The sequence below is a fragment of the Caulobacter segnis genome, from assembly GCF_029543125.1.
In the GTDB taxonomy this organism is placed as follows: domain Bacteria; phylum Pseudomonadota; class Alphaproteobacteria; order Caulobacterales; family Caulobacteraceae; genus Caulobacter; species Caulobacter segnis_D.
In genome coordinates, this window is sequence record NZ_JARQWW010000001.1 from 282,022 (window position 1) to 305,074 (window position 23,053).

Genomic DNA, 23,053 nt, shown 5'->3' on the forward strand with positions numbered 1-23,053 from the left:
GCTCTCAATCCAGCGCCTTGATCAGCGCCTGCGCGGCGGCGGGCGCGCGCACCTTTCCTTCGTGGATGAAGAACGCAAAGACGTCCCTCGGTTCCCGTGAAGCTTCCTGGGCGGACACCTTGTGCAGGTCGTCCGGCGCGCCGCCGGCCGCATAGGTTTCGAATCGCTGGGCCCAGCGCTTGATCTCGGCGGGCTTGTAGGCGGTCGGAACCTCGTCCACGCCGGTCATCAGGCGGGCATAGACGAAGCTCGACGTCACGTCGGCGATCATCGGGAAGGTCTCGTGGTCGGCAAGGCAAATGGCGACATCGTGCTTGCGGCACAGGTCGATGAAGGCGGGGGTGCTGAAGCTGTCGTGTCGCACCTCCATAACATGGCGCAGGGCCAGGCCGTCCTGCTTGCGCGGCAGCAGCTTGAGAAAGGCCTCGAAGTCGTCCGGGTCGAACTTCTTGGTGGCCATGAACTGCCAGACGATGGGGCCGAGCCGGTCGCCCAGTTCGGTGATGCCCTGGGTGACGAACTTCTCGATGGAATCCCCCGCCTCGGCCAAGACGCGGCGGTTGGTGCAGTAGCGGGAAGCCTTGGCGGAGAAGACGAAGCCGTCGGGGGTTTCGTCCCGCCACTTGGCGAAGGTGGCCGGCTTCTGGCTGGAATAGTAGGTGGAGTTGATCTCGATCGCCGTCAGATGGCGGCTGGCGTAGGACAGCTCGTCCTTCTGCTTCAGGTCGTCGGGATAAAAGGTCCCGCGCCACGGCTCGAAGATCCAGCCGCCGATGCCGGCGCGAACTTTACCCTTGGACATGGCGACCTCCATTGGCGGGCCGCCAATTCAGCATTCCGCAGGCTGCTTCGCCAGCCCCGACGATCAGTACTTCACAGACACCCGCAGGCCAGGATTCTTGAACTGCGGCCGCACCACGACCGGTCCGACGGTCTTGGCGGCGGCCAGGACGGTCGGGCTCCAGCTCAGGCGGTATCGGACAAGATAGCCGTCGTGGTCCGAAAGCCGCGCCTTCAGCCCGTCGAAGCCGAACAGGGTGTCGATGCGGACGGGGCGGACATCCACCGGCCCCTTGCTGACGAAGGCCTGCAGATCCTGCGACTTCAGCCAGGGCTCGGCCACGGCGGCCTGGCCAACGCAGCCGGCCGACGGGCTGCTGCAGAACTCGCTGACCACCTGATACGGGCGGGCCGAGGCGCGCCAGCCGTAGCGGTCGGGGGCGTTCTTGACGTTGAAGTCCCCGCCCACCAGCAGGGGCCGTTCGGCGGTCCAGTTGGCCTTGATGAAGCCCAGCAGTTCGTCGGTCTGCAGGCGGTGCGCCTGCAAGGACCGCTCGGTGGGCACCTTGGCGGCCTTGCGGGAATTCATGTGAGTGTTGACGATGTCGATCTCACCCGGCCCGCCGGGCAGGGAAAGGCGCACCATCATCACGCCCTTGTTGGCCAGGCAGTCGAAGCCCGCGCAGTAGCGATAGGGCGCGGCCCGGACCTCGAGAATCGGCAGATCGCTGAGCACGTGCAGGCCGGCGCCCGTCAGCTTGCCCCACCCCTCGCCCGAGCGCAGGTAGCGGATCGGACGGAACAGCTTGGCCTCTTCCGGGGCCGGACCGGCGGCCCGCTCGGAGCGGCCGGGCCCGCGAGCCCAGTGTGCGTAGCCGCTGGCGGAGACCAGATCCTCGATCTCGTCGCGGAAGCCTTCCTGGATCAGGACGACGTCGGGCTGCCGGCCGTCGCGGCGCAGCTGAGCCAGCTCCTCGCCGATCTCGCGCAGAGCCTCGGCCCGCCCCTTGGCGATCGGCCAGGGCAGCCCCTTCACATTATAGGTCAGCACGCTGATTTCGGTGCTTTGCAGATCGGCCTTCGCCGTCAGTTCCGCTGCGGGCGTGACGGGGGCGGTGAGAATGGAAGGGGTTTCGTTGGGGATCGCCGCGGACGCCGCTGTCAAAGCGGCGGCCAGGGTCGCAGATGCCAGATACGCCATACGCCGCTCCTAGACATGCGGACCGCGATGCTTGGCCGAACTAGAGATGGCCGAGGTCCACGTTGTTCAGATGCAGCCGGATGTCTGTTGATCTATTCCCGGCGTCGCCTCTCTCCACGCGTTCGATGACGCTGTTATGAAAAGGCGGCGAAAGTTCCGTGGGGGTTTGTGACAGCCAGTGTCACAAACCCCATCGCGGATTTAGTCGTCGAGACGTTCGCGGACGATCTTGCCGGAGGCGTCGACGTCCAGATCCATGCGGCGGCCGTCGCGGGCGATGGCCTCGATGTCGAAGCCGCTGCGGTCGCGATCCATCTCCAGGATGGTGTAGCCAAGGGCCTCGACCCGTTCGGCGGCGACCGAGAACTTGGCTCCGCCTTGGGCGGGAGCCCCGGTCTGGGCGACAGCAACGGCGCCGCCGGCGACGAGGACGGCCGCGCCGGCGGCCAGGATCAGGTTGCGGGTCTTGAAGGTCATGGGTTCGCCTTTCGTGATTGAACTTCGCCACCTTGCGCCCCGCCTCCTGACGTCCCGCCGGTCTTGGCCGTCAGCCACGCGTCAGGTTTGATGGGGCAGAGCTTTCCCATGCGCGTCACACGCCTTCCCCTTCTGGCCGTCCTGGCCGCCCTCAGCCTGGGCTCCCCCGCCCTGGCCGGCGACTCCGATCACGAGCGCGCCCGCAAGGCCGTCGCCAGGGGCGAGGCCCTGCCGCTGGACGTCATGCTTCAGCACCTGGCCAAGGTCGCTCCGGGCACGGTCATCGAAGTCGATTTCGAACGTGAGCGCGGCCGCTGGGTCTATGAGTTCAAGGTCCTCCAGTCCGACGGAGCGATCCGCGAGGTGGAGATGGACGCCAAGACCGCCAAGGTCCTGGAGATCGAGATCGAACGTCCATGAGAGTGCTGGTGGTCGAGGACGACGCCGTCCTGCGCACGGATCTGGCGGAGGCTCTGACCGCCAGCGGCTTCGCGGTGGAGACCGCCGAGGACGGCGAGACCGCCTGGTTCCTGGGCGACACCGAAACCTTCGACGCGGTGGTGCTGGATCTGGGCCTGCCGATCCGCGACGGGCTCAGCGTGCTGAAGCTGTGGCGCGGCGCGGGCAACCGCACGCCCGTCATCGTGCTGAGCGCGCGCGGCTCGTGGATGGAGCGGGTCGAGGGAATCGACGCCGGCGCCGACGACTATCTCGCCAAGCCGTTCGAGATGGTGGAGCTGGTTTCGCGTCTTCGCGCCCTGACCCGCCGTGCGGCCGGGCAGGCGGCGGCCATCCTGACCCGCGGCCCGCTGGTGATCGACACCCGGCGGATGTCCGTGGCGGTGAACGGCCGGGCGCTGGAGCTGTCGCCGCTGGAATACCGCCTGCTGCATTATCTGGCGCATCACGCCGAGCGGATCGTGCCGCCGGCGGAACTGGCTGAGCATGTCTATGGCGACGCCGACGCCCGCGACCCCAACGCCCTGGAAGCCCTGATCGCCCGGCTGCGGCGCAAGACCGGTCCCAAGGTGATCGAGACCCGGCGCGGCTTCGGCTACGGCCTGGCGGCGGACGCATGAAGAGCGGCTCCCTGCGTCTGAGGCTGCTGGCCATGGCCGGCACCGCGATCGCCGCGGCTCTGTTCGTGGCCTTCATCGCCCTGTCGGCCATGTTCGAACAGCATGTGGAGCGGCGCTATGGCGAGCAACTGGATATGCACGTCCAGAGTCTGGCCGCCCGCCTGACCCTGACGCCGGAGCGCCAGCTGGCGCTGTCACGCCCCTTGAGCGACACGCGGTTCAGCCAGCCGCTCAGCGGCGTCTATTGGACCGTGACCGACCCTGTCACCGGCCGGCAGATCCACTCCCGCTCGCTCTGGGACCGCCAGCCGCCGCCGCCGGGCGCGGAGACCGAGGTGGGCCGCCCCCGCCGCGAGGCCGGACTTCTGGTGGCCGAACGCCGGGTCCGCCTGATCCGCGACGGCCGCCCCTACCCCGCCATCCTGCAGGCCTCCATGGACGACACCGCCGTGGCCGACGCCCGGCACGAGTTCAACGAGGACCTGGCCCTGTCGCTGATCGTGGTCGGCATCGCCCTGTCGCTGGCCGCCTGGATTCAAGTCGAGGTGGGGCTGCGCCCGCTGGAGCGGCTGCGCAGCGCCGCCGACCGACTGGACGATCCGCAAGCCCGCCTGGCCGAACGCCACCCCAGCGAGGTCCTGCCCCTGGTGGCCGCCATCAATCGGCTGCTGGACGCCCGGGCGGCCTCGATCCAGGCGGCCCAGGCGCGGGCCGGGGATCTGGCGCATGGGCTGAAGACCCCGCTGGCGGCCCTGCGCAATCAGGCCGGTCGCCTGGCCGCCGCCGGGCACGAGGACGCCGCCGCGGCCATGCAGGCCGCCGTGACGGCGATGGAGCGGCAGGTGAACCGCGAACTGACCCGCGTGCGCGCCGCCGCCGCCGCCGAGGCGCCGCGCCAGGTCTGCCGCATGCACACCGTGACCGGCCAGCTGATCCGGGTGATCTCGCGCACCACCGAGGGCGAGCGCCTGACCTGGCGCAACGAAGTGCCGGAAGACGCCGTCGGCCCGATCAGCCACGCCGATCTGGCGGAAGCGCTGGGGGCGATTCTCGACAATGCGGCCCGACACGCCCGCGCCACGGTTCGGATCGGCGTCGAGGACGCCGCCCTGGTGGTTGAGGACGACGGCCCGGGCATGGACGAAGCCCAGCGTCAGACGGCCGTGCGCCGAGGCGGGCGGCTGGACGAGCGGGGATCGGCCGGCCTGGGCCTGGCCATCGCGACGGAGGTTCTGGCGGCCTACGACTGGTCGCTGTCCCTGGAGAAAAGTCCGCTCGGCGGGCTTCTTGTCCGCCTTTCTCCAGAAAACTGACATCACATCGTCGTCGTCGTCAGCCGAACGTCAGGTTCGCGCGTTCAAGCTTCAGCACCGCACGCCAACCCGCTGACAGGGAGACGTCATGAACCAGATTTCCGAATTGCTGCAGGATGCCGCCACGGTCCTGTCCATGCCGCCGGAGCGCAACGAGGCCCGCTATCGCAAGATCATCCTGGAGCTGCGCCGTTCGGCCGGCAGCTTCGAGGCCCGCTACGACGACTATGTCCGCAGCGAGGTCTATCGCCGGGCGCTGAGCACCCGGTTGAACCGGTCGGCGCGAGCCTCCTGAACCGTCAGCACTCGACGCGGTTGACCGCCAGGCCGACCGCGAGGCCGCCGAGCGAGGTCTCCTTGTAGATCTCGCTCATGTCGTCGCCCGTGCGCTTCATGGTGGCGATGACCTTGTCTAGGCTGACCGAATGCTGCCCGTCGCCCAGCAGGGCGAGGCGGGCGGCGTCGATCGCCTTGATGGCGCCCATGGCGTTGCGCTCGATGCAGGGGATCTGCACCAAGCCGCCGATGGGATCGCAGGTCAGGCCCAAGTTGTGCTCCATGCCGATCTCGGCGGCGTTCTCGATCTGGGCGTTGGTGGCGCCCAGGGCCGCGGCCAGGCCGGCGGCGGCCATCGAGCAGGCCACGCCGACCTCGCCCTGACAGCCGACCTCCGCCCCGCTGATCGAGGCGTTGCGCTTGTAGAGCGCGCCGATGGCGGCGGCGGTCAGCAGGAAGGTGTGTATCTGCTCGGGCGTGCCCTTGTGGAAGCGCACGAAGAACCGCAGCACCGCCGGGATCAGGCCCGCCGCGCCGTTGGTGGGGGCGGTGACCACCCGGCCGCCGGCCGCGTTCTCCTCGTTCACGGCCAGGGCCCAGAGGTTCACGAAATCCATGGCGGCCAGCGGGTCGCTGATCTGCCGCTCCATGCGGTCGCGGACCTTGTCGTGGACCTGCTTGGCGCGGCGCTTGACGTTCAGGCCGCCGGGCAGAGCGCCCTCCTGGCGCAGGCCCCGGTCGATGCAGGCCTCCATCGCCCCGAACACGGCATCCAGCCCGGCTAGAACATCGGCCTCGGGACGGACCGCGGTCTCGTTGCGCAGCATCAGTTCGGCGATGGTCAGGCCGGCGGCATCTGCGCGAGCCAGCAGGTCTGCGCCGGATTCAAACGGATAGGGGACCTCGGGACCGGCTTCGTCCCGGTCGTTCCAGCCCATCTCCTCCTCGTCGCGGACGAAGCCGCCGCCGATGGAGAACCAGGTGCGCTCGTCCAGCGTCTCGCCGGCGGCGTCGAAGGCGGTGAAGGTCAGAGCGTTGGGATGTTGCGGCAGGCGCTCATGCCCGGCCCAGACGATGTCCCGCGCTTCGTCGAAGGCGATGGAAGCCTCGCCGGCCAGCTTCAGGTGCTGTTCGGCGCGAACCGTCGCCAGGACGCGTTCGCCCTCGTCCGGGTCCAGGGTGGCGGGCGCGAAACCGGCCAGACCCAGGATCACGGCGCTGTCGGTGGCGTGTCCCCGGCCGGTGAGGGCCAGCGAGGCGTAGAGCTTCACCTCCACGCGCGCGACGCGGGGCAGCAGCCCCTTCTCGCGAAGGCGTGCGCAGAAGCGGGCGGCGGCGGTCATCGGTCCCATGGTGTGGGAGCTCGAAGGACCGACGCCGAGCTTGAACAGGTCGAAGACGCTGGCGGTCATGGTGAGCGGCCGCCCGTGGGAGACGGGCGGCGCGATCCTTACTTGCGTTCGGACTTGGAGGCGTCGCGGGCGGCCTTGAACTCCTGCCCGTCGGCCCATTCCGGCCAGCGGTTGGAGTCCGCCAGGGCACGGCCCGTGTCGTAAAGCAGGCTCAGGTCGGCGACCATGCCGGTGAACGGCCAGCTTTCCTCGAACTCGTCCGCCGGCTGGTGATAGCGGTCGCGGCCATAGGTTTCGCCCCACGCCTTCGACGCTTCACGGCCGCCCACGACCATGTCGCGGCCCGACCCGAAGGACAGGGCCGGCACGCCGCGCTTGGCGAACGGGAAGTGGTCCGAACGGTAGAAGCCGCCAGACTGCTGGTTGGGGTCGCGGATGAAGGTGCGGTTGTTCTTGGCGCCCTCAGCGATCAGGTCGTCCAGCAGGCCGAACTCGGCCGATCCGCTGATGGTGAAGTCCTTGGCCGGGCCCTGCGGGCTGATGGAGTCCATGTTGATGACCCCGGCGGTTTTGGCCAGCGGGTACAGCGGGTTGGCGGCGTAGTACTCCGAACCCAGCAGGCCCTTCTCTTCCGCCGTCACGGCCATGAACACCACGGTGCGGTCAGTGCGCGGAGCCTTGGCGTAGGCGCGGCCCAGCTCCAGCAGGCCGGCGATGCCGGTCGCGTTGTCGATGGCGCCGTTGTAGATCGTGTCGCCGCGGGCGTCCGCCAAGCCGACGCCCAGATGGTCCCAGTGGCCGCTGTAGATCACCGTCTCGTCCGGACGGGTCTTGCCGGTCAGCTTGCCCACCACGTTCTTGGAGACGATCGTCTCCTGCTTCACGTCGTAGTCGGCCGAGAAGGTCACGCCGTTCAGGACCACCGGCTTGAACGCGCGGGTCTGGGCCTGCTTCTTCAGCGCCTCGAAATCCAGTCCGGCCTGCTTGAACAGGTCCACGGTCAGGTCGCGCTGGATCCAGCCCTCGACCGGGGCATGGGTGTCGCCGGGGTTCTTCCGCACCACGTCGAACATGGTGTTGGTGTTGGAGTTCTTGACCGTCGCCCAGCCGTAGGAGGCCGGCGCCGTCTCGTGGATGACGATGAAGCCGACGGCGCCCTGGCGCGCGGCCTCTTCGTACTTGTAGGTCCAGCGGCCGTAGTAGGTCATGGCCTTGCCGCCGAAGTCGCCCTGCCCGGTCTCGAAGTCCGGGTCGTTGACGAGGACGAGGGCGATCTTGCCCTTCAGGTCCATGCCCTTGAAGTCGTCCCAGTTCTTTTCCGGGGCGCTGACGCCGTAGCCGACGAACACCACCGGGGCGTCCTTCACCGACACGTGGCTTTCGCCGCGCATGTTGGCGCGGATGGCCACGTCCTCGCCCTGGCGCAGCGGCTTGGCCAGACCGCCGATGGTCAGGCTCAGGCTCGGCGTGCCGACGATGTCCGACTTGGCCAGCGGCACGTCCTGGGTCCAGGCGCGCTTGCCGTTCTTCAGGTCGCCGCCCGGCTCCAGGCCCGCGGCCTTCATCTGGGCGGAAATGTAATCGACAGTCTTGACCTCGCCCGCCGTGGCGGGCCCCCGGCCTTCGAAGGCGTCGGAGGACAGGGTCTTCACATCCGCCTTCAGGCGAGCCGCTTCCATGGGCGGCGCGGCGAAGGCCACGACCGGCAGAGCGGCGAAGACGGTGCAGAGCAGAAGCTTTTTCATGGACGTTTCCAGACGACCTTATCTTTGAGGCGGCGGACCCTAGCGCCGCCTTTGCGCCGCCGCTAGGGCCGTCCGAGAGACCATCGGTCACGGTGCCGGTCACGTCGCAAACTTGAGCTTGTGGCGCACGGATTGGAGCACCATCCGCGCCTTCGGACACCCGCGAAGGCCGAACGATCGTTTGAACCGCGCCCGACTTTGCGCCTAAGCTCCGCGCCAAAACACGCCGCGTCGGCAAGGGAGACCGCCTTATGTCATCGACCAACTTCGAACAGGGCCTGCAGCTTCATTCAAAGGTCACCTCCGGCGGCGAGCTGGAGCTGAGCCTGGCGAAGGTCGCCACCCCGACCCCGGGAGAGAACGACATCGTCGTGCGGGTGGAGGCGGCGCCGATCAATCCGTCCGACCTGGGCCTGCTGATCGGCCCGGCGGACATCTCCACCGCCACGTCCAGCGCCGGCGAGTTCGGCCCCGTGGTCCGCGCGCCGGTTCCGCAAGGCGCGCTGAAGGGCCTGAAGGCCCGCCTGGATCAGCCCATGGAGGTCGGCAATGAAGGCGCGGGCACCGTGGTGGCCGCCGGCTCGGGCGCGGCCGCCCAAGCCCTGATCGGCAAGCGCGTGGCCCTGGCCGGCGGCGCCATGTTCAGCCAGTTCCGCGTAGTCGACGCCCGCCAGGCCTTCGTCCTGCCGGACCACATCACCTCGGAACAGGGGGCCTCGGCCTTCGTCAATCCGCTCACCGCGCTGGGCATGGTGGAGACCATGCGGATGGAGGGCCACACCGCCCTGGTCCACACAGCGGCGGCCTCGAACCTGGGCCAGATGCTGAATCGCCTCTGCCAGGCCGAAGGGATCGGTCTGGTCAATGTCGTGCGCAGCCCGGCTCAGGCAGACCTGCTGCGCCAGCAAGGCGCCAAGCATGTGGTGGATTCCAGCGCCGAGAGCTTCATCAACGACCTGACCGCCGCGATCACCGAGACCGGCGCGACCCTGGCCTTCGACGCCGTGGGCGGCGGCCGACTGGTGGGCCAGATCCTCACCGCCATGGAGGCGGGCGCGGTGGCGCGCATGTCGGAGTACAGCCGCTACGGCTCCACCACCTTCAAGCAGGCCTATATCTACGGCGCGCTGGACACCCGGCCGACGGAGCTGTCGCGGGCCTTCGGCTTCTCCTGGGCCATCGGCGCCTGGCTGCTGACGCCGTTCCTGCAGAAGATCGGCATGGAAGGCATGATGCGCCTGCGCGCCAAGGTGGCCGCCGAGCTGACCACCACCTTCGCCAGCCGCTATCACCAGACCCTGTCGCTCAGCGAGGCCCTGGAGCTGCCGAACCTCGCCGCCTATGCGCGCCGCGCCACCGGCGAGAAGTACCTGATCGACCCCAGCCGCTGATCCGGCCCGCCGAACCCGCGCAACCCCTTGGCGAAGCAGCGGGTTCGGCATAGACCGGCGTTCAGGGACATACGGGGCTTCCATGCGGAAATTTTTGTTGGCGGCGGGAGCCGCCTTTGTCGCGCTGTCGGGTTCGGCCAGCGCGCAAGAGGTCTTCGTGGGCGTGTTCGGCCACGACGTGACGTTCATCGGCAGCGCCCTGGGCGTGGGCGCGGCGGGCAAGGAGGACGGGGTCGACATCATGGTCGGCGTGCGGTCCGACCGCTGGGAGCGCGCGCCCTGGCTGGGCAAGCCCAAGTTCTACGCCCAGGCCAGCGCCAACACGTCTGGCGACACCAGCTTCGTATCGGGCGGCCTGGTGTGGCCGATCGATTTCGGGGACGAGGACGGCTTCTACTTCCAGCCCGGCCTCGGTCTGGCCTATCAGGACGGCTATTCGAAGCTGCCCAGCTTCCGGGAGCCGAACCTGACGCCGCAGGAGCTGCAGCGCCGCATCGACCTGCGCGAGGAGCGCATCGAGTTCGGCTCCAAGATTCTGTTCCAGCCGGAACTGACCCTGGGCTACCGCTTCAACGAGAAGATCGCCGCGGAATTGTCCTGGGTTCACCTCAGCCATGGTCAAATCCTGGCCAGCGGCAAGAACGAGGGCCTTGACGACGTCGGCGTGCGGCTGGTTTACAGCTTCTGACTTTCGGGCGGCCTTCCCGCCGCCCTCCTGACAACCTGATAACCGCCCCCTGCCGAGACCTGTCGAAGGGCTTGGGGCGTCGCCGGGCAGGACGAGAAAGCGTATCCGAAAATGGCCAACGTCACCGTGATCGGCGCCCAATGGGGCGACGAGGGCAAGGGCAAGATCGTCGACTGGCTCAGCAACCGCGCCGACGTGGTCGTGCGGTTCCAGGGCGGCCACAACGCCGGCCACACGCTGGTCGTGGACGGCAAGGTCTACAAGCTGGCCCTGCTGCCGTCGGGCGTGGTGCAGGGCAAGCTGTCGGTCATCGGCAACGGCGTGGTCATCGACCCCTGGCACCTGCTGGACGAGATCGGCCGCATCGCCGACCAGGGCGTGGCGATCACCCCCGAGATGCTGGTGGTGGCGGACAACGCCTGCCTGATCCTGCCGCTGCACAAGGACCTGGACCAAGCGCGGGAAGCCGCCTCGTCCCAGAAGATCGGCACCACCGGCCGCGGCATCGGCCCGGCCTATGAAGACAAGGTGGGCCGCCGCGCCATCCGCGTCGCCGACTTGGCCGATCCGGAAGCCCTGAAGCCCAAGATCGAGCGCCTGCTGAGCCACCACGGCGCCCTGCGCCGCGGCCTCGGCCTGCCGGAAGCCGACGGCGAGGCCCTGCTGGCCCAACTGCTGGAGATCGCGCCGAAGATCCTGGCCTACGCCAAGCCGGCTTGGCGCCTGCTGGACAAGGCCGCCAAGGAAGGCCGCCGCATCCTGTTCGAAGGCGCGCAGGGCGCCCTGCTCGACGTGGACCACGGCACCTATCCGTTCGTCACCTCGTCCAACACCGTGGCCGGTCAGGCCGCGGCCGGTTCGGGCATGGGCCCGCGCGGCCCCGGCTACGTCCTGGGCATCGTGAAGGCCTACACCACCCGCGTGGGCGAAGGCCCCTTCGCCGCCGAACTGAATGACGAGGTGGGCAAGCACCTGGCCACGGTCGGCCGCGAGGTCGGCGTGAACACCGGCCGCGCCCGCCGCTGCGGCTGGTTCGACGCGGTTCTGGTGCGCCAGTCCGTAGCCCTGAACGGCATCGACGGCGTGGCCCTGACCAAGCTGGACGTGCTGGACGGCCTGAAGACCCTGAAGATCTGCGTCGGCTACAAGATCGGCGACCGCACCCTGGACTATCTGCCCGCCGGCATGCGCGACCAGGCCGCGGCCATCCCGATCTATGAAGAGATGGAGGGGTGGGACGAAAGCACGCAGGGCGCCCGCTCGACGAAGGATTTGCCCGCGAATGCGGTGAAATATGTCCGTAGAATCGAGGAGTTGATCGAAGCGCCGGTCGCATTGCTCTCGACCAGCCCGGAACGCGACGATACCATCCTGATGCGTGACCCCTTTCAGGGGTGAAGCGGATGTGGTTAGCCAAGCTCAACCACACGCGACGTGGTGGGGCTTTTGGCTACGGGGGAGGCGAGACTTTTGTCCGCCCTTGGGAAATTCGGATCCGGCGGCGGTGATCGCTCGGCGCGTGGCTTGCGCGCCCTGCAAAAGACCGCGTCGACCAGCCGTGTTCTCAATCTACCCGCCGTTGAGATGCAGAGCGGGACCCGTCCTGAGTATCTGGAATCACCGCTTTTCCGCAGCCGGGTGCTCAACACCGCGCTGATCATCAAGCACCGGCTGCGACCCGACGACTCCTACCTGTTCGACGACGCGCGGGCGACGGCGACCAAGATCATCATCCCCTTCGAGCGCAGCGACCTGGGCCTGGGCGGCCAGTCGCTGTTCGTGGGGCAGCGCGGCTGGACCGACATCCTGCGCGAAGCGTGCCGCGACGTGCCGGACATCACGGGCGACCTGCGCGTCCTGCGGATCATCGACGCCCTGCCCTCGCTGGACCCGTTCCTGCTGCGCGAGAACCTGCGCCGGCACGGGCACCGCGTGGCGCCCTGCTACTTCGCCATCTCTCAGGCGGACATGGAGCAGATGCAGAGCTTCGTGGGCGGGCAGATCTCCGAGCTCACGCGCCTGGCCTACGACGGCAAGACCAGCGCCAACGAGACCGGCAGCCTGGTGAAGGCCCTGCTGTCCACGGACGTGGACGAGCGCCTGGAGCCCCTGCGCCGCACCCTGGTGCTGGAGGGCGAAAGCTTCCGCGAGGGCGTGTTCAGTTGGAAGGGCGTCCTCTACTACAAGTGGATGTTCAGCGTGCTGGAGCCGCAGCTGCGCTCCGTGGTCCGGGAACTGGGCGACCTGGTGGCCAGCCGCGTGCCGGACCCCGACACGGCCTCTCATATCGACACCGTCCGCAAGCGCCTGCAGCGGTCGATCCTGCTGCAGAAGCGCGACGTCCAGCGCACGCTGGAAGTCTATAATGACGCCTTCCGCGACCTGACCATCAACGGCAAGGCCCAGGCCTTCCGCGCCTTCCTGCTGTCGGCGCCGGAACTGTTCCTGTCTTTGGGCGAGAAGATCGGCGCGATCTCTCACATCAGCAGCTTCTGGCGTTACCGCTTCCCGGCGGGTCGTCCGCCGGTGGCGCCGGTGGACGAGGTGTACGACATCCTCAACGACTTCGAGGCCAGCCTGCAACGGCAGCAGGAAGCGTAAAGCCGCCGCATGTCGCTCGATCCCAAGCTGAGCCGGGCGGTGGCCGAACGCGTGGCCCGCGTCCTCATCATCAACCGCGACGCCGCACCGGCCCGGATGCTGGCGACCCAGCTGCGCGACCTGGCGCCGAGCGAGGCGACGATCGTCGCCGACACCGCGACCGGGCTCAAGGCGATCAACGACCTGAACCCGACCCTGATCTTCGTGGAGCATGTCTCCGGCGAGATGGATGGGCTGGAGTTCACCCGCCGGCTGCGCCGCAGCATGACGCCCGCGCGCGGCACGCCGGTGATCCTGACCACCACCGAAGCCACGGCGGCCGTCCTGTTCGGCGCGCGGGACGCGGGGGTGCACGAGTTTCTCCGCAAACCCTTCAACCTGGGCGACCTGACCAAGCGGGTGGTGGCGGTGATCACCCCGCGCCCGTGGATTCAGGCCGAAAGCTATGTCGGGCCGGACCGCCGACGCTTCAACTCGGGCGACTACAAGGGACCGCCCAAGCGCCTGAGCGACAAGCGCGCCAAGGAGACCGTGGCCGTTCAGAAGGCGGTTCTGGCCTTGCTGCGCAACGCCGACGCAGCGTTGGATGTCAGCCCGGATGAAGTGATCGCCGCCCTGAAGGCTCGCGCAGACACCCTGTATCCCGCCTTTGAATCGATCCCCGGCGGCGGCCCGCTGGCCGTCGAACTCGCGACCTGGCTGGATCGGCCGGTGAGCAGCGGACCGCTGGCGCGCAATCAGCTCCGCCAGAAGATCCAGGCTCTTCTCGCCCTGGTTCCCGCTGGCTGATCCCTTGTGCGTCAAGGGGACGCACCAAGTGTTAACGCTCACAATCGTACGACAGACGACCCTCGTGGAGGTTCGTGTCGTGAATACGCCAACCTTGCTGCTGAACGACCCGGTCGTGCTGATCGTCGAGCCGCACGTGCATACGGCGCGCATGCTCGCCAGCCTATTGAACAGCCTGACCCGCTGCGACATCCACTTCGCATTCGACGTGGAGCTGGCGGTGGAGTTGGCCACGACGCGAACGCCCGACCTGCTGTTCATCGCCCATGCGCCGGAGCAGGTGGACGGCCTCGAGTTCACCCGCAAGCTGCGGGCCAGCGACTGGGCCTGCCGCGCGGCTCCGGTGATCCTGACCAGCGCCGAGCCGACCGCTGCGCTCATCAACAGCCTGAAGGATGCGGGGGTGCAGGAATTCCTCCGCCGCCCGTACACCATGGGCGGGTTGTCGCAACGATTGGAGTCAGCAGCGGCGCGGATTCAGAAGAGCGAGGCTCCCGTCGCGCCCGTGGACGAAACACCACGCGAGGAGACCCTCGAAGAGATCCGGGAGCGCATCGACCGGGTCACCGACACCATGAAGCTCCTGCATCAGGCGCTCACGCTGTTCGACACGAACCAAGCTGAGGCCTGCCGCGCCCTTCTGGCTCAGGCGGAGATTCTGCGGACCTTCGACATCCCCGGCCTGCCTTACGCCGCCGGGGACTTGAAGGACTACATCACCATCAGTGGTGAAATCCTGGAACGCCGGCGGTTGAAGGACTCCATCAACGCCATCGTCACCGTCATCGCCGACGGACTGAAGAACGCCGCTTAGGCCTCAACCAGATTGCGCTCGCGGGCGGCGGCCTGCATCGACTTCTGCAGCTTTTCGAAGGCTCGAACCTCGATCTGACGCACGCGTTCGCGGCTGACGCCATACTGGGCGGCCAGCTCCTCAAGCGTGGTCGGATCGTCCTTCAGACGCCGCTCGGTCAGGATGTGACGCTCGCGGTCCGAAAGCTCGGTCATGGCCTCTTCGAGCAGCCCCATGCGCAGGGACTTCTCTTCCGTCTCGGCGACGGCGTCTTCCTGGCTGACCTGATTGTCGTCGGCCAGCCAGTCCTGCCATTCGCTCTCGCTGTCCGAACGCAGCGGCGCGTTCAGCGAGGCGTCCGGGCCCGACAGGCGCCGGTTCATGGAGATGACTTCGCTGTCCAGAACGCCCAGCTTGGTGGCGATGGCGGAGACCTGGTCCGGATGCAGGTCGCCTTCCTGGAAGGCGGCGATCTGGCTCTTGGCCTTGCGCAGGTTGAAGAACAGCTTCTTCTGCGCGGCGGTCGTGCCCATCTTCACCAGCGACCAGGACCGCAGAATGTATTCCTGGATCGAGGCGCGGATCCACCACATGGCATAGGTGGCCAGGCGGAAGCCTTTGTCGGGCTCGAACTTCTTCACCGCCTGCATCAGGCCGACGTTGCCCTCGGAGATCACCTCGCCGATCGGCAGGCCGTAGCCGCGATAGCCCATGGCGATCTTGGCCACGAGGCGCAGGTGGCTGGTGACCAGCTTGTGCGCGGCTTCGGGATCCTGGTGCTCTTTCCAGGCCTGGGCGAGCATGAACTCCTCGTCCTTGGCCAGCATCGGGAACTTGCGGATTTCAGAGAGGTACCGCGAGAGGCCGCCTTCCGGCGACATGACGGCGAGTGCGCTTGCAGCAGCCATTGCGATGATCCCCTTTTCTTCTTGGAGCTGTCCGCGCGGCGATCCGCGCGACGTCCCAGCCCCCATTGAAGGCATCAGATAGGAATGCGTTGCGGCGAAGGTAAGACCGATGACGCAATTGTAATGTCCGAGCGCCGGACTAGGACATAATAGCCCTGTCGATGGCGGCCGGACAACCACTCCATGGCGTGCAAACTAGCCGCCCCGGCTCTCCCGCGCTTGTATGTGGCCGATGCGAATCGCCGGAGCTATTTGCGCTCGGGCAGCGGGACCTCGACGTGCGGCTCCTTGTAGATGCGGCCGTCCTGCAGCATCAGCCGGCCGTTGACGAAGGCGGTCTTCACCCTGCGCAGGGCCGCGAAGTCCTGATCGGGGTTTCCATCGACGACGATGATGTCCGCCAGCTTGCCCGGTTCGATCGTGCCCAGCCGGTCGCCCATGCGCATGATCTCCGCGCCGGTCTTGGTGGCCGCCACCAGCGCCTCGCTCTTGGTGAAGCCGATGCGGGTGAAGCTCTCCAGCTCGTCGATATAGGAGCCCGGCAGGAAACCCGTGCCGGCAAGCGCCACCACATCGAGCCCGATCCCCATCTTCACCCCCGCGCGGCGCATCTTGGCGGCCATGGCCTCGATGGTCGTTTCATTCAGCTCGAAGCGGCGCGAGGTGGAGCCGAAGTAGCCGCCGCTGCCGCGCTGGATCACGCGATAGGCGATCATGGTCGGGACCGAGGCGATGCCGCGCTTGGCCATCAGGGCGACCGCGGCGTCGCTGCGCGGCAGGGGGTGCTCGATAGAGTCCACGCCCGCCTTGATCGCCATGTCGATGTACTGGGTCTCGGCGTCGACGGTCACCGGCAGGCCCAGGGAGTGCGCTTCGTCCACGGCGGCGGTGATCTCGTCCTGCGAGTACTCGCTGGCGAGCTTGATGAGGTCTGCGCCCTTGGCGAACTGGATGCGTACAGCTTCGCGCCATCCGTCAGGACCGGAGGCGATCCGCGCCATGCCATTGGGGTTGCCGTTCGCCACCTCCGGCCAGCCGGGCCCAAAGGTATGGATCGCGGCGTGCCCGCCCGTCTGGGTGATCAGCTGGCCCGCCGTGAAGATGCGGGGACCGGGAACCTCGCCGGAGGCCTGAAGACGCTTGAGAACGAACGGCACGTCGCCATGCGAGGCGACGTCCCGGACGCTGGTGATCCCCGATTCCAGATAGACCGACATGCGCTTCACCGCGCGCATGGTGGATTCCGAGGCGCTCAGATTGGCGCTGGAATAGACGCTGGCCGCGTCGGAGCCTGCCATGAAGGTCAGGTGCGTGTGCAAGTCGATCAGACCCGGCATCACCGTCTTGCCGGTCACGTCATGGACCACGGCCTCCGCCGGCCAGTTGCGGTCGCCGGGTTCGAGCACGGCGGTGATGGTCTTGCCGATGACCACGACCGTCGCAGGCCGCGCCGCCTTGCCGGTGCCGTCGAACAGCCGCCCGCCGACCAGCACGAAAGACCCCTTAGGGGCGTTGTAAGTGGCCGGCGTCGGAACGCGCAGCACGTCGTCCGAGGTCGGAACCGAAGGCGGCAGCCATTGATCGCGTTCATAGATCGGCCGCGCCAGAGGACCGCCATCCTGTGCGAAGGCGGCTGGCGTGAACAGCAGAGAGGCGCACAACACCGCGCCCATGAACTTGCCGGTCATCGTCATTCTGATCCCTGGAAGCCGCCCTATAAGACCGGCGATTGTGTGGGCGGCCGCGTTGCGCGCAACAGAGGAAACTTGGGGCAAAGGCTGAGAGTCCCTGGTGCTCGGAGCTGTGCGGCTCTCATCCACAAACCTGCCCCGTGACGCTCACGGGATCTGTTTCAGTCCGACGAGCACACAAAACATTCGCCTCATCCGCCTGTCATCGACCAAGCTGCCGACCGCGTGGTTCAGCAGCGCTTAGGGGTGATGATGTTCAGAACGACCTTGATGACGGCCGCCGCCGCGGCTCTGACTCTGGCGAGCGGAGCCGCTGCTCAGGAACAGGGCGCTAAGCCCGCCGCCAAGGCCCCGAAGGCCATGGTCTCGTCGGGCCATCCGCTCGTCACCCAGGCGATGATCGAAGTGCTGAAGAAGGGCGGCAACGCCATGGACGCGGCGCTCACCGGCGCCATCCTACAGAACGTCGTCGAACCGCAGATGGTGTCCCTGGCCGGGGCCCTGACCGCGCTCTACTACGACGCCAAGACCAAACAGTACTATTACCTCGACGCCGATCTCGACCACACGGCCAAGGGCGCGCCGACGGTGCCGGGCTGGGCCCAGGTCACGGGCGGGCCGCTGCCGACGGAGGCCACCTCCGGCCAGCTCGTCGCCGTACCCGGCGCGGTCGCCGGCCTGAAGGCGGCGGCGGACAAGTTCGGCACCCTGAAGTGGAGCCAGTATTTCCAGCCGGCGATCAAGACCGCCGAGCAGGGCTTCCCCATGTACTCCTTCCTGTACGGGGAGATGGCGGATGCGGCCCTGGGCCGGCTGTCGGCCTATCCCTCCGGCCGGGAGGAGTTCCTGCCCAACGGCTATGTCCCGCCGGTGGGCTCGAACGTCCAGCGCCCTCGCCTGGCCGCCACCATGCGCCGCCTGGCGAACGAGGGCCCCGACTACTTCTACACCGGCGACTTCAGCCGCAGGTTCGTGGCCGAGGTGCAAAAGACCGGAGGCTCGCTCTCGCAAGAAGACATGGCCGGCTACAAGGTCCGCTGGATCGAGCCCCTGCGCTTCACCTACAAGGGCCGGGAGATCATCTCCGCCCCGCCGCCGGGCACGGCCGGCGCGCTGATGGCGGTGGCCATGAACGTGGTCGAGCCCTGGGACCTGAAGGCCGGCGGGCACTACACGCAGTCGGCCGAGTCCCTGTTCAAGATCCGCAGCGCCTTCGGCTTCGCCGAGGATATGACGGACGGGTTCATCCAGGACCCCGAGACTTTCAATGTCCCGACCTCCGTGCTGACGTCCAAGGCGTTCTCCGCCCAACTCACCGCCTTGATCGACGGCTCCATGCCGAAGGTCGCGGCCACGAAAAGCGCGGCGGCCGAGAACGACGCCCTGGTCCTGGCTGGCGGCTTCGACCACAGCGACGTCCACGCGTCCGACACGGACCACATCATCGTCGCCGACGCGCAGGGCAACATCGTCTCCCTGACCCACAGCGTCATGGGCGCGACCTTCGCCACCGGGCTGGTTGTGGACGGGGTGGTGGTCAATGGCGGCAACTACTTCCCCGGCCGGAACCTGGCGAAGGGGCGGCGAGTGGTCAGCGGCTTCGCGCCGACGATGGTCGCCGAGGCGGGCGTTCCCACCCTGGCCATCGGTTCCCCCGGCCTGACCTCACGCGCCATCGCCCTGACCCTGATCAACCACTACGGCTACGACATGCCGCTGGAGCAGGCGGTGGACGCCGCCCGCTTCCAGGGCTCGCAACAGGGCCGAGCCATGTCCATCGAGGGCCGCATCACCGATGAGGTGCGCGCCCAGATGAAAGAGCTCTACGGCGTCACCGTTAAGATCACGACGCCCTACAACTGGCACTTCGGATCAATCCATGCGGCGGCGAAGCAGCCGGACGGAACCTGGCTCGGCGTCGCCGATCCGCGTCGGGGCGGGTTCGCCGCCGGCTACTAGACGGCGGGCGCGGGGGTCGCGGCGGCGGAGCGGTACTTTGAGGCGTCGGTCGTGTACTCGGCGTGCCCATACCGGGCCAGCAGGCCGCGCACCCGCCGCACCAGCACGGCGTCGGTCAGGTCCCGAAGCACCGGGACCTGACCGGCCATGCGGAAGGCCGCCATCCGGCCGTAGACCAGCAGGGCGCAGGCGACGAACACCGCCTCGTCCAAGCGGGTGACCTCGATACCCAGTTCGCGGGCCCGGACACGATCCCCCTCCATGAAGTGACGCAGGAAGAAGGCCTTGGCGAAGCGGCGCTCGATCCGGTCGTGCAGGCGGTTGGCCGGCGACCGATCCGGCGGCAGATAGGCGTCGAGGGTGGCGCGGATCAGCGCTCCGCAGGTGGCGTCGTCGAAGCCGCGCCGCAGGGTGCTGTTGCGGGCGGTCATGATCCTCACGATCCCCTCCGGCGTGTCGGCCAGCAGGTCCTCCGGCAGGCCCAGCAGGAAGCAGCGATAACGGGCCAGCTCCACCTTCGCCCGCTCGTCGCGGGTGAAGGTCGTGCGCCCCTTTCGGATCAGGGCAAAGGCCATGAGGAAGATCGGGATCAGACCCGCCGGCATTTGGTCCACCTGCGGGATCGGCACGCCATAGACCCGCGAGTCCCACTGGCCGGAGCGCAGGGCGTTGATGCGGACCATGGAGTGCATCAGACGCACCATGGCGGCGGCCTTGAACCCTTCGCCATGACGTTCCAGCGCCCCCGGCAGGACGGTTGTGGTGAAGAAGGTCGCCGTCTCGTTCACCCGCTTGGCCGCCGTATCGTTGCTGAGCGTGCCGGTCAGCGCCATGGGCAGGGCGGAGTACTTGTTCAGGAAGGTGGCCATGAACGCCCCGCGGATGGCGAAGGGCGCCAGATGGGCCGTGGCGTTGCGGTCCAGGCGCGCACCCTCGCGGACCAGGTCCATGTCCACCCAGTCGGGCGTGGCCTCCATGTCCGCGATGAAGGCGGCGAGTTCGGGCGGCGCGTCCTGAACGGCCTCGGCGCCCTGCTCGCAGGCCTGGGTCAGCATGGCGATCAGGCGGCGGAAGCCGTACTGCGGGATGAGCGCCGCATAGGCGTCCGCCACCTGGTCGCCGAGCATGGTGTAGGCCCGCACCCGGTCCAGGTCGTCCCGGGTCACGGCCACGCCCATGGGGATGCGGTCGGTAGCGACGGCCAGGCTGGCGTCCTCGGTGAAGCGTTCTGGCGTGTGGTCGAAGTCGACTTGACCATAGAAAGCCGGCAGCAGGGTCTTCTGGGCGGCCACACGGGCCCGGACCTCTTCGATCGAACGGATCATCGCGGCTCCTGCGCGTTGCGGATCCAGAATGTGGATCCTGTCTTCGCCCCACAGGTTATGTAAGCATTGCTCACGTTCCTACTCGCCTTCCCGCAGAGGCTGCAAGGACGCAGCGGAGACGCCGCAAGTGACTGAAAGAACGAGACGTTTCCCAACTCAGGCGCGAGCTGCATCAACCGTCGAGGCCATTCTTGACGCCACCTTTCAGCTTCTGGAGGAGACGGGGTTCGAGACCCTGACCACCAACCACATCGCCGCGCGGGCGGGGGTGAGCATCGGCACGCTGTACCAGTACTTCGCGGACAAGAACGACATCCTTGCGGCCATGGCCCAGCAGCGCGCCGAGAAGGTCCGCGACAGCATCGCCGCCATGCTGATCGAGCAACCGAACCTGGGCAGCGTGCGGCCGATCGTGCGGGCGCTGATGAACGGCTTCGAAGGGTCGCCGGGGACGCGCCACGCCCTGCTGGGCGCGCTGTTCAGCAAAGGCGACGAGGTGCTCTACAGGCACCACGAGCTGTTCCTGGCCGCCATCGCCGGCAAGGCGCAGCTGGATATCGAGCTGACGCCGGAGCGGGCCTTCATCCTGACCCACGCGGCGGTCAGCCTGCTGCGCGCCTCGGCGGCGGAGCAGGATCTGGCCCTCGATCCCGAAGCGCTCGAGGACGAGCTGGTCCGCCTGATGGAGGCCTATCTGGCCGCGTTGCGGACCGCCTGAAACGAAAACGGCCGGAGGCGGACCTCCGGCCGTTCGTCCTGATGGGATGACAGGTCAGGCGGCTTGGCGGACGCCCGATGCATGGGCGGCGGTGTGCCCCTCGATCCGGAAGCGGTCCACCAGACCGCCCAGGGTCGCGGTCTCCCCGCGCAGGGACTGCGCGGCGGCGGTGGCCTCTTCGACCATGGCGGCGTTCTGCTGAACCACCTGGTCCATCTGGTTGATGGCCGAGTTGACCTGATGCAGGCCGGTGGCCTGCTCCTGGGCCGAGGCGGCGATCTCGCGGATGCGCTCGTCGATGCTGACCACCTGATCGACGATGCGGCGCAGGGCTGCGCCGGTCTGACCGACGAGATCGACGCCCGCCGACACCTGCTGCTCGGAGGCGCCGATCAGGGCCTTGATCTCCTTGGCCGCTTCGGCCGAACGCTGGGCCAGGGCGCGCACTTCCGAGGCGACGACCGCGAAGCCCTTGCCGGCTTCGCCAGCCCGCGCCGCCTCCACGCCGGCGTTCAGGGCCAGCAGGTTGGTCTGGAAGGCGATCTCGTCGATGACGCCGATGATGTTGCCGATTTCCCGCGAGGAGCTTTCGATCTGGCCCATGGCGCCGACGGCCTGGTCCACCACCTTGGCCGAACGATCCGCGTCCATGCGCGCGTCGGCCACGGAGGCCGACGCGGTCTTGGCCCCGTCGGCGGTCCGGCGGACAGTGGCGGTGATCTGGTCGAGGGCGGCGGCGGTCTCCTCCAATGCGGCGGCCTGCTGCTCGGTGCGGCGGGACAGGTCGGAGGAGGCGTTGGCGATCTCGTCCGAGCTCGACCGCACGCTGCTGGTGCTGACATTGATGGAGCGCATGGCGCTCATCAGTTCGCCCATCGCCCGGTTGAAATCGTCCTTCAGGCTCTGCGAGCGCGGCGCGAACTCCGCGGTGATGCGGTGGGTCAGGTCGCCGTCCGCCAGACGGCTGAGCGCTTGGCCGAGAGCGTCAACGGCGACGGCGTCCTCCTTGGCCTGACGGGCCTTGTCCGCCTCGCGGGCGGCGCGTTCGCTTTCCGAAAGATTGCGGTCGGCCTCGCTGCGGGCCTCCAGGGCGATCTTCTCCAGGGCGGCTTCCTTGAAGGACAGGACCGCGCCGGCCATGTCGCCCAGTTCGTCCTTGCGGCCGACAGCCGGCACGTCCACGGCGTTGTCGCCGCCGGCCAAACGGCGCATGGCCTGGGTCATGGCGGCCACCGGCGATGCGATGGTCCCCGACAGCAGCCAGTTCATCAGGCCGGCGATGGCGATGGCCGCCACCGCAGCGATCGCCAGGGTCGTCACCATGGCGGTGGCGGCCGCGTCCTGCGCAGCGTTGCGGGTCTTCACCTCGGCGTTGGCGGTCGTCTGAATCTCAGAATAAAGCGCGCGCAGTTCGCCCAGCGACTTCTTGCCGACCAGGGCGACGGCGGTTTCACGGCCAGCAGGGTCGCTCATGGCGGATACGGCTGGATCGCCGACCTCCGCCCGCCACTTCGTCATGGCCTCGCGCATCTTCTGGGCGCGGGCCTTCTGGGCCGGCAGCTTGGTGGTCTCCTCGAAGTCATTGAGGGCCGCATCGAAGGCGGCCTTCTCTTCGGTATAGGTTTCCAGGAACGCCGGGTCGCCCAGCAGAGCGTAGCCACGCACGGCGTTCTGCTGCTCCAGCACGCCCTTCAGCAGGCCCTCGCCCTTGCCCGCCACGAGCTGGCCGCGAAGAGCCGCCGTGGACGCCGTATCCAGCTGCGAAAGACTGCTGAGGATCAGCCCCGTCGCCACGAGAAAGGCGGCGATGACCGCGCCGAAAGCCACCACGAGCTTGGCTCGTATGCGAAGATTGTTGAACGACATGCTACGCCCCGAAGCAGAAATATCGAAGCGTAGCCGTAAGGGCCGAAATACAATCCAAGGTTAACCGAGTTAAACCTTGATCGCCTCGCGTTGCGTCAAGC

At 67.9% G+C, this 23,053-nt stretch carries 21 protein-coding genes; 12 read left to right on the forward strand and 9 right to left on the reverse strand.

The window, feature by feature from the left end; translation table 11 throughout:
• Positions 1 to 4: 4 nt before the first annotated feature.
• From P7B02_RS01430 to P7B02_RS01440, 3 genes are all read right to left on the reverse strand, one after another.
• A complete protein-coding gene (locus P7B02_RS01430; protein ID WP_277784517.1) occupies positions 5 to 802 on the reverse strand; it encodes a DUF72 domain-containing protein in 798 nt (265 codons plus the stop codon).
• A gap of 63 nt (positions 803 to 865) precedes the next feature.
• Positions 866 to 1,981 (reverse strand): endonuclease/exonuclease/phosphatase family protein, encoded by a 1,116-nt coding sequence (locus tag P7B02_RS01435; RefSeq protein ID WP_277784518.1) that lies wholly within the window; start codon positions 1,979 to 1,981, stop codon positions 866 to 868.
• Between the two features lie 201 nt (positions 1,982 to 2,182).
• Entirely contained in the window at positions 2,183 to 2,458 is a 276-nt protein-coding gene (locus P7B02_RS01440) for a PepSY domain-containing protein (protein ID WP_277784519.1), read from the reverse strand.
• A gap of 108 nt (positions 2,459 to 2,566) precedes the next feature.
• Here P7B02_RS01440 and P7B02_RS01445 point away from each other — a divergent pair, with 108 nt between their 5' ends.
• The 4 genes from P7B02_RS01445 to P7B02_RS01460 all read left to right on the forward strand — a co-directional run bounded on the left by P7B02_RS01445 (position 2,567) and on the right by P7B02_RS01460 (position 5,145).
• Positions 2,567 to 2,878, forward strand: coding sequence for a PepSY domain-containing protein (locus P7B02_RS01445; RefSeq protein ID WP_277784520.1), 312 nt, complete (start codon positions 2,567 to 2,569; stop codon positions 2,876 to 2,878).
• Positions 2,875 to 3,537, forward strand: coding sequence for a response regulator transcription factor (locus P7B02_RS01450; protein WP_277784521.1), 663 nt, complete (start codon positions 2,875 to 2,877; stop codon positions 3,535 to 3,537). The genes P7B02_RS01445 and P7B02_RS01450 overlap by 4 nt, the downstream gene beginning before the upstream one ends.
• A complete protein-coding gene (locus tag P7B02_RS01455) occupies positions 3,534 to 4,850 on the forward strand; it encodes a sensor histidine kinase (RefSeq protein WP_277784522.1) in 1,317 nt (438 codons plus the stop codon). The genes P7B02_RS01450 and P7B02_RS01455 overlap by 4 nt, the downstream gene beginning before the upstream one ends.
• 88 nt (positions 4,851 to 4,938) lie before the next feature.
• Positions 4,939 to 5,145 carry a hypothetical protein gene (locus tag P7B02_RS01460; protein ID WP_277784523.1) on the forward strand — a complete coding sequence of 69 codons (207 nt, stop codon included), beginning with the start codon at positions 4,939 to 4,941 and terminating at the stop codon, positions 5,143 to 5,145.
• A 4-nt stretch (positions 5,146 to 5,149) separates the two neighbouring features.
• Here P7B02_RS01460 and P7B02_RS01465 read toward each other — a convergent pair whose 3' ends face one another.
• Together P7B02_RS01465 and P7B02_RS01470 are read right to left on the reverse strand one after the other, a co-directional pair.
• Positions 5,150 to 6,538, reverse strand: coding sequence for an L-serine ammonia-lyase (locus P7B02_RS01465; protein ID WP_277784524.1), 1,389 nt, complete (start codon positions 6,536 to 6,538; stop codon positions 5,150 to 5,152).
• Between the two features lie 38 nt (positions 6,539 to 6,576).
• Positions 6,577 to 8,223 (reverse strand): M28 family metallopeptidase, encoded by a 1,647-nt coding sequence (locus tag P7B02_RS01470; protein ID WP_277784525.1) that lies wholly within the window; start codon positions 8,221 to 8,223, stop codon positions 6,577 to 6,579.
• 251 nt (positions 8,224 to 8,474) lie between these two features.
• Here P7B02_RS01470 and P7B02_RS01475 point away from each other — a divergent pair, with 251 nt between their 5' ends.
• From P7B02_RS01475 to P7B02_RS01500, 6 genes are all read left to right on the forward strand, one after another.
• Positions 8,475 to 9,614: a zinc-binding dehydrogenase gene (locus tag P7B02_RS01475; protein ID WP_277784526.1), complete on the forward strand. Its 1,140-nt coding sequence runs from the start codon at positions 8,475 to 8,477 to the stop codon at positions 9,612 to 9,614.
• An 82-nt stretch (positions 9,615 to 9,696) separates the two neighbouring features.
• Positions 9,697 to 10,302: an acyloxyacyl hydrolase gene (locus P7B02_RS01480; protein WP_277784527.1), complete on the forward strand. Its 606-nt coding sequence runs from the start codon at positions 9,697 to 9,699 to the stop codon at positions 10,300 to 10,302.
• 111 nt (positions 10,303 to 10,413) lie between these two features.
• Positions 10,414 to 11,700, forward strand: a complete 1,287-nt coding sequence (locus tag P7B02_RS01485; protein ID WP_277784528.1) for an adenylosuccinate synthase — start codon at positions 10,414 to 10,416, stop codon at positions 11,698 to 11,700.
• A 126-nt stretch (positions 11,701 to 11,826) separates the two neighbouring features.
• The gene (locus tag P7B02_RS01490; protein ID WP_277784529.1) at positions 11,827 to 12,903 is read left to right on the forward strand and encodes a hypothetical protein; all 1,077 of its coding nucleotides are present in this window, start codon (positions 11,827 to 11,829) and stop codon (positions 12,901 to 12,903) included.
• Between the two features lie 9 nt (positions 12,904 to 12,912).
• Positions 12,913 to 13,692: a response regulator gene (locus P7B02_RS01495; protein WP_277784530.1), complete on the forward strand. Its 780-nt coding sequence runs from the start codon at positions 12,913 to 12,915 to the stop codon at positions 13,690 to 13,692.
• A gap of 79 nt (positions 13,693 to 13,771) precedes the next feature.
• Positions 13,772 to 14,506 (forward strand): response regulator, encoded by a 735-nt coding sequence (locus P7B02_RS01500; protein WP_277784531.1) that lies wholly within the window; start codon positions 13,772 to 13,774, stop codon positions 14,504 to 14,506.
• Here P7B02_RS01500 and rpoH read toward each other — a convergent pair.
• Positions 14,503 to 15,393 carry an RNA polymerase sigma factor RpoH gene (gene rpoH, locus P7B02_RS01505; RefSeq protein ID WP_431355766.1) on the reverse strand — a complete coding sequence of 297 codons (891 nt, stop codon included), beginning with the start codon at positions 15,391 to 15,393 and terminating at the stop codon, positions 14,503 to 14,505. The genes P7B02_RS01500 and rpoH overlap by 4 nt on opposite strands.
• A gap of 248 nt (positions 15,394 to 15,641) precedes the next feature.
• Complete coding sequence (locus P7B02_RS01510) at positions 15,642 to 17,087, reverse strand: amidohydrolase family protein (RefSeq protein ID WP_277784532.1); 1,446 nt, start codon at positions 17,085 to 17,087, stop codon at positions 15,642 to 15,644.
• A gap of 249 nt (positions 17,088 to 17,336) precedes the next feature.
• Between P7B02_RS01510 and P7B02_RS01515 the strand changes: the two genes are divergently transcribed.
• Complete coding sequence (locus tag P7B02_RS01515) at positions 17,337 to 19,043, forward strand: gamma-glutamyltransferase family protein (RefSeq protein ID WP_277784533.1); 1,707 nt, start codon at positions 17,337 to 17,339, stop codon at positions 19,041 to 19,043.
• Here the strand turns inward: P7B02_RS01515 and P7B02_RS01520 are convergent.
• On the reverse strand, positions 19,040 to 20,368 hold the full coding sequence (locus P7B02_RS01520) for an oxygenase MpaB family protein (RefSeq protein ID WP_277784534.1): 1,329 nt from the start codon (positions 20,366 to 20,368) through the stop codon (positions 19,040 to 19,042). The two genes, P7B02_RS01515 and P7B02_RS01520, sit on opposite strands and share 4 nt — an antisense overlap.
• Before the next feature lie 127 nt (positions 20,369 to 20,495).
• On the opposite strand from P7B02_RS01520, the gene P7B02_RS01525 reads away from it, so the two are divergent.
• Positions 20,496 to 21,086 (forward strand): TetR/AcrR family transcriptional regulator, encoded by a 591-nt coding sequence (locus P7B02_RS01525; protein WP_277784535.1) that lies wholly within the window; start codon positions 20,496 to 20,498, stop codon positions 21,084 to 21,086.
• Positions 21,087 to 21,140: 54 nt separating this feature from the next.
• On the opposite strand, the gene P7B02_RS01530 is transcribed toward P7B02_RS01525, so the two are convergent.
• Complete coding sequence (locus P7B02_RS01530; RefSeq protein ID WP_277784536.1) at positions 21,141 to 22,952, reverse strand: methyl-accepting chemotaxis protein; 1,812 nt, start codon at positions 22,950 to 22,952, stop codon at positions 21,141 to 21,143.
• Between the last annotated feature and the right edge of the window lie 101 nt (positions 22,953 to 23,053).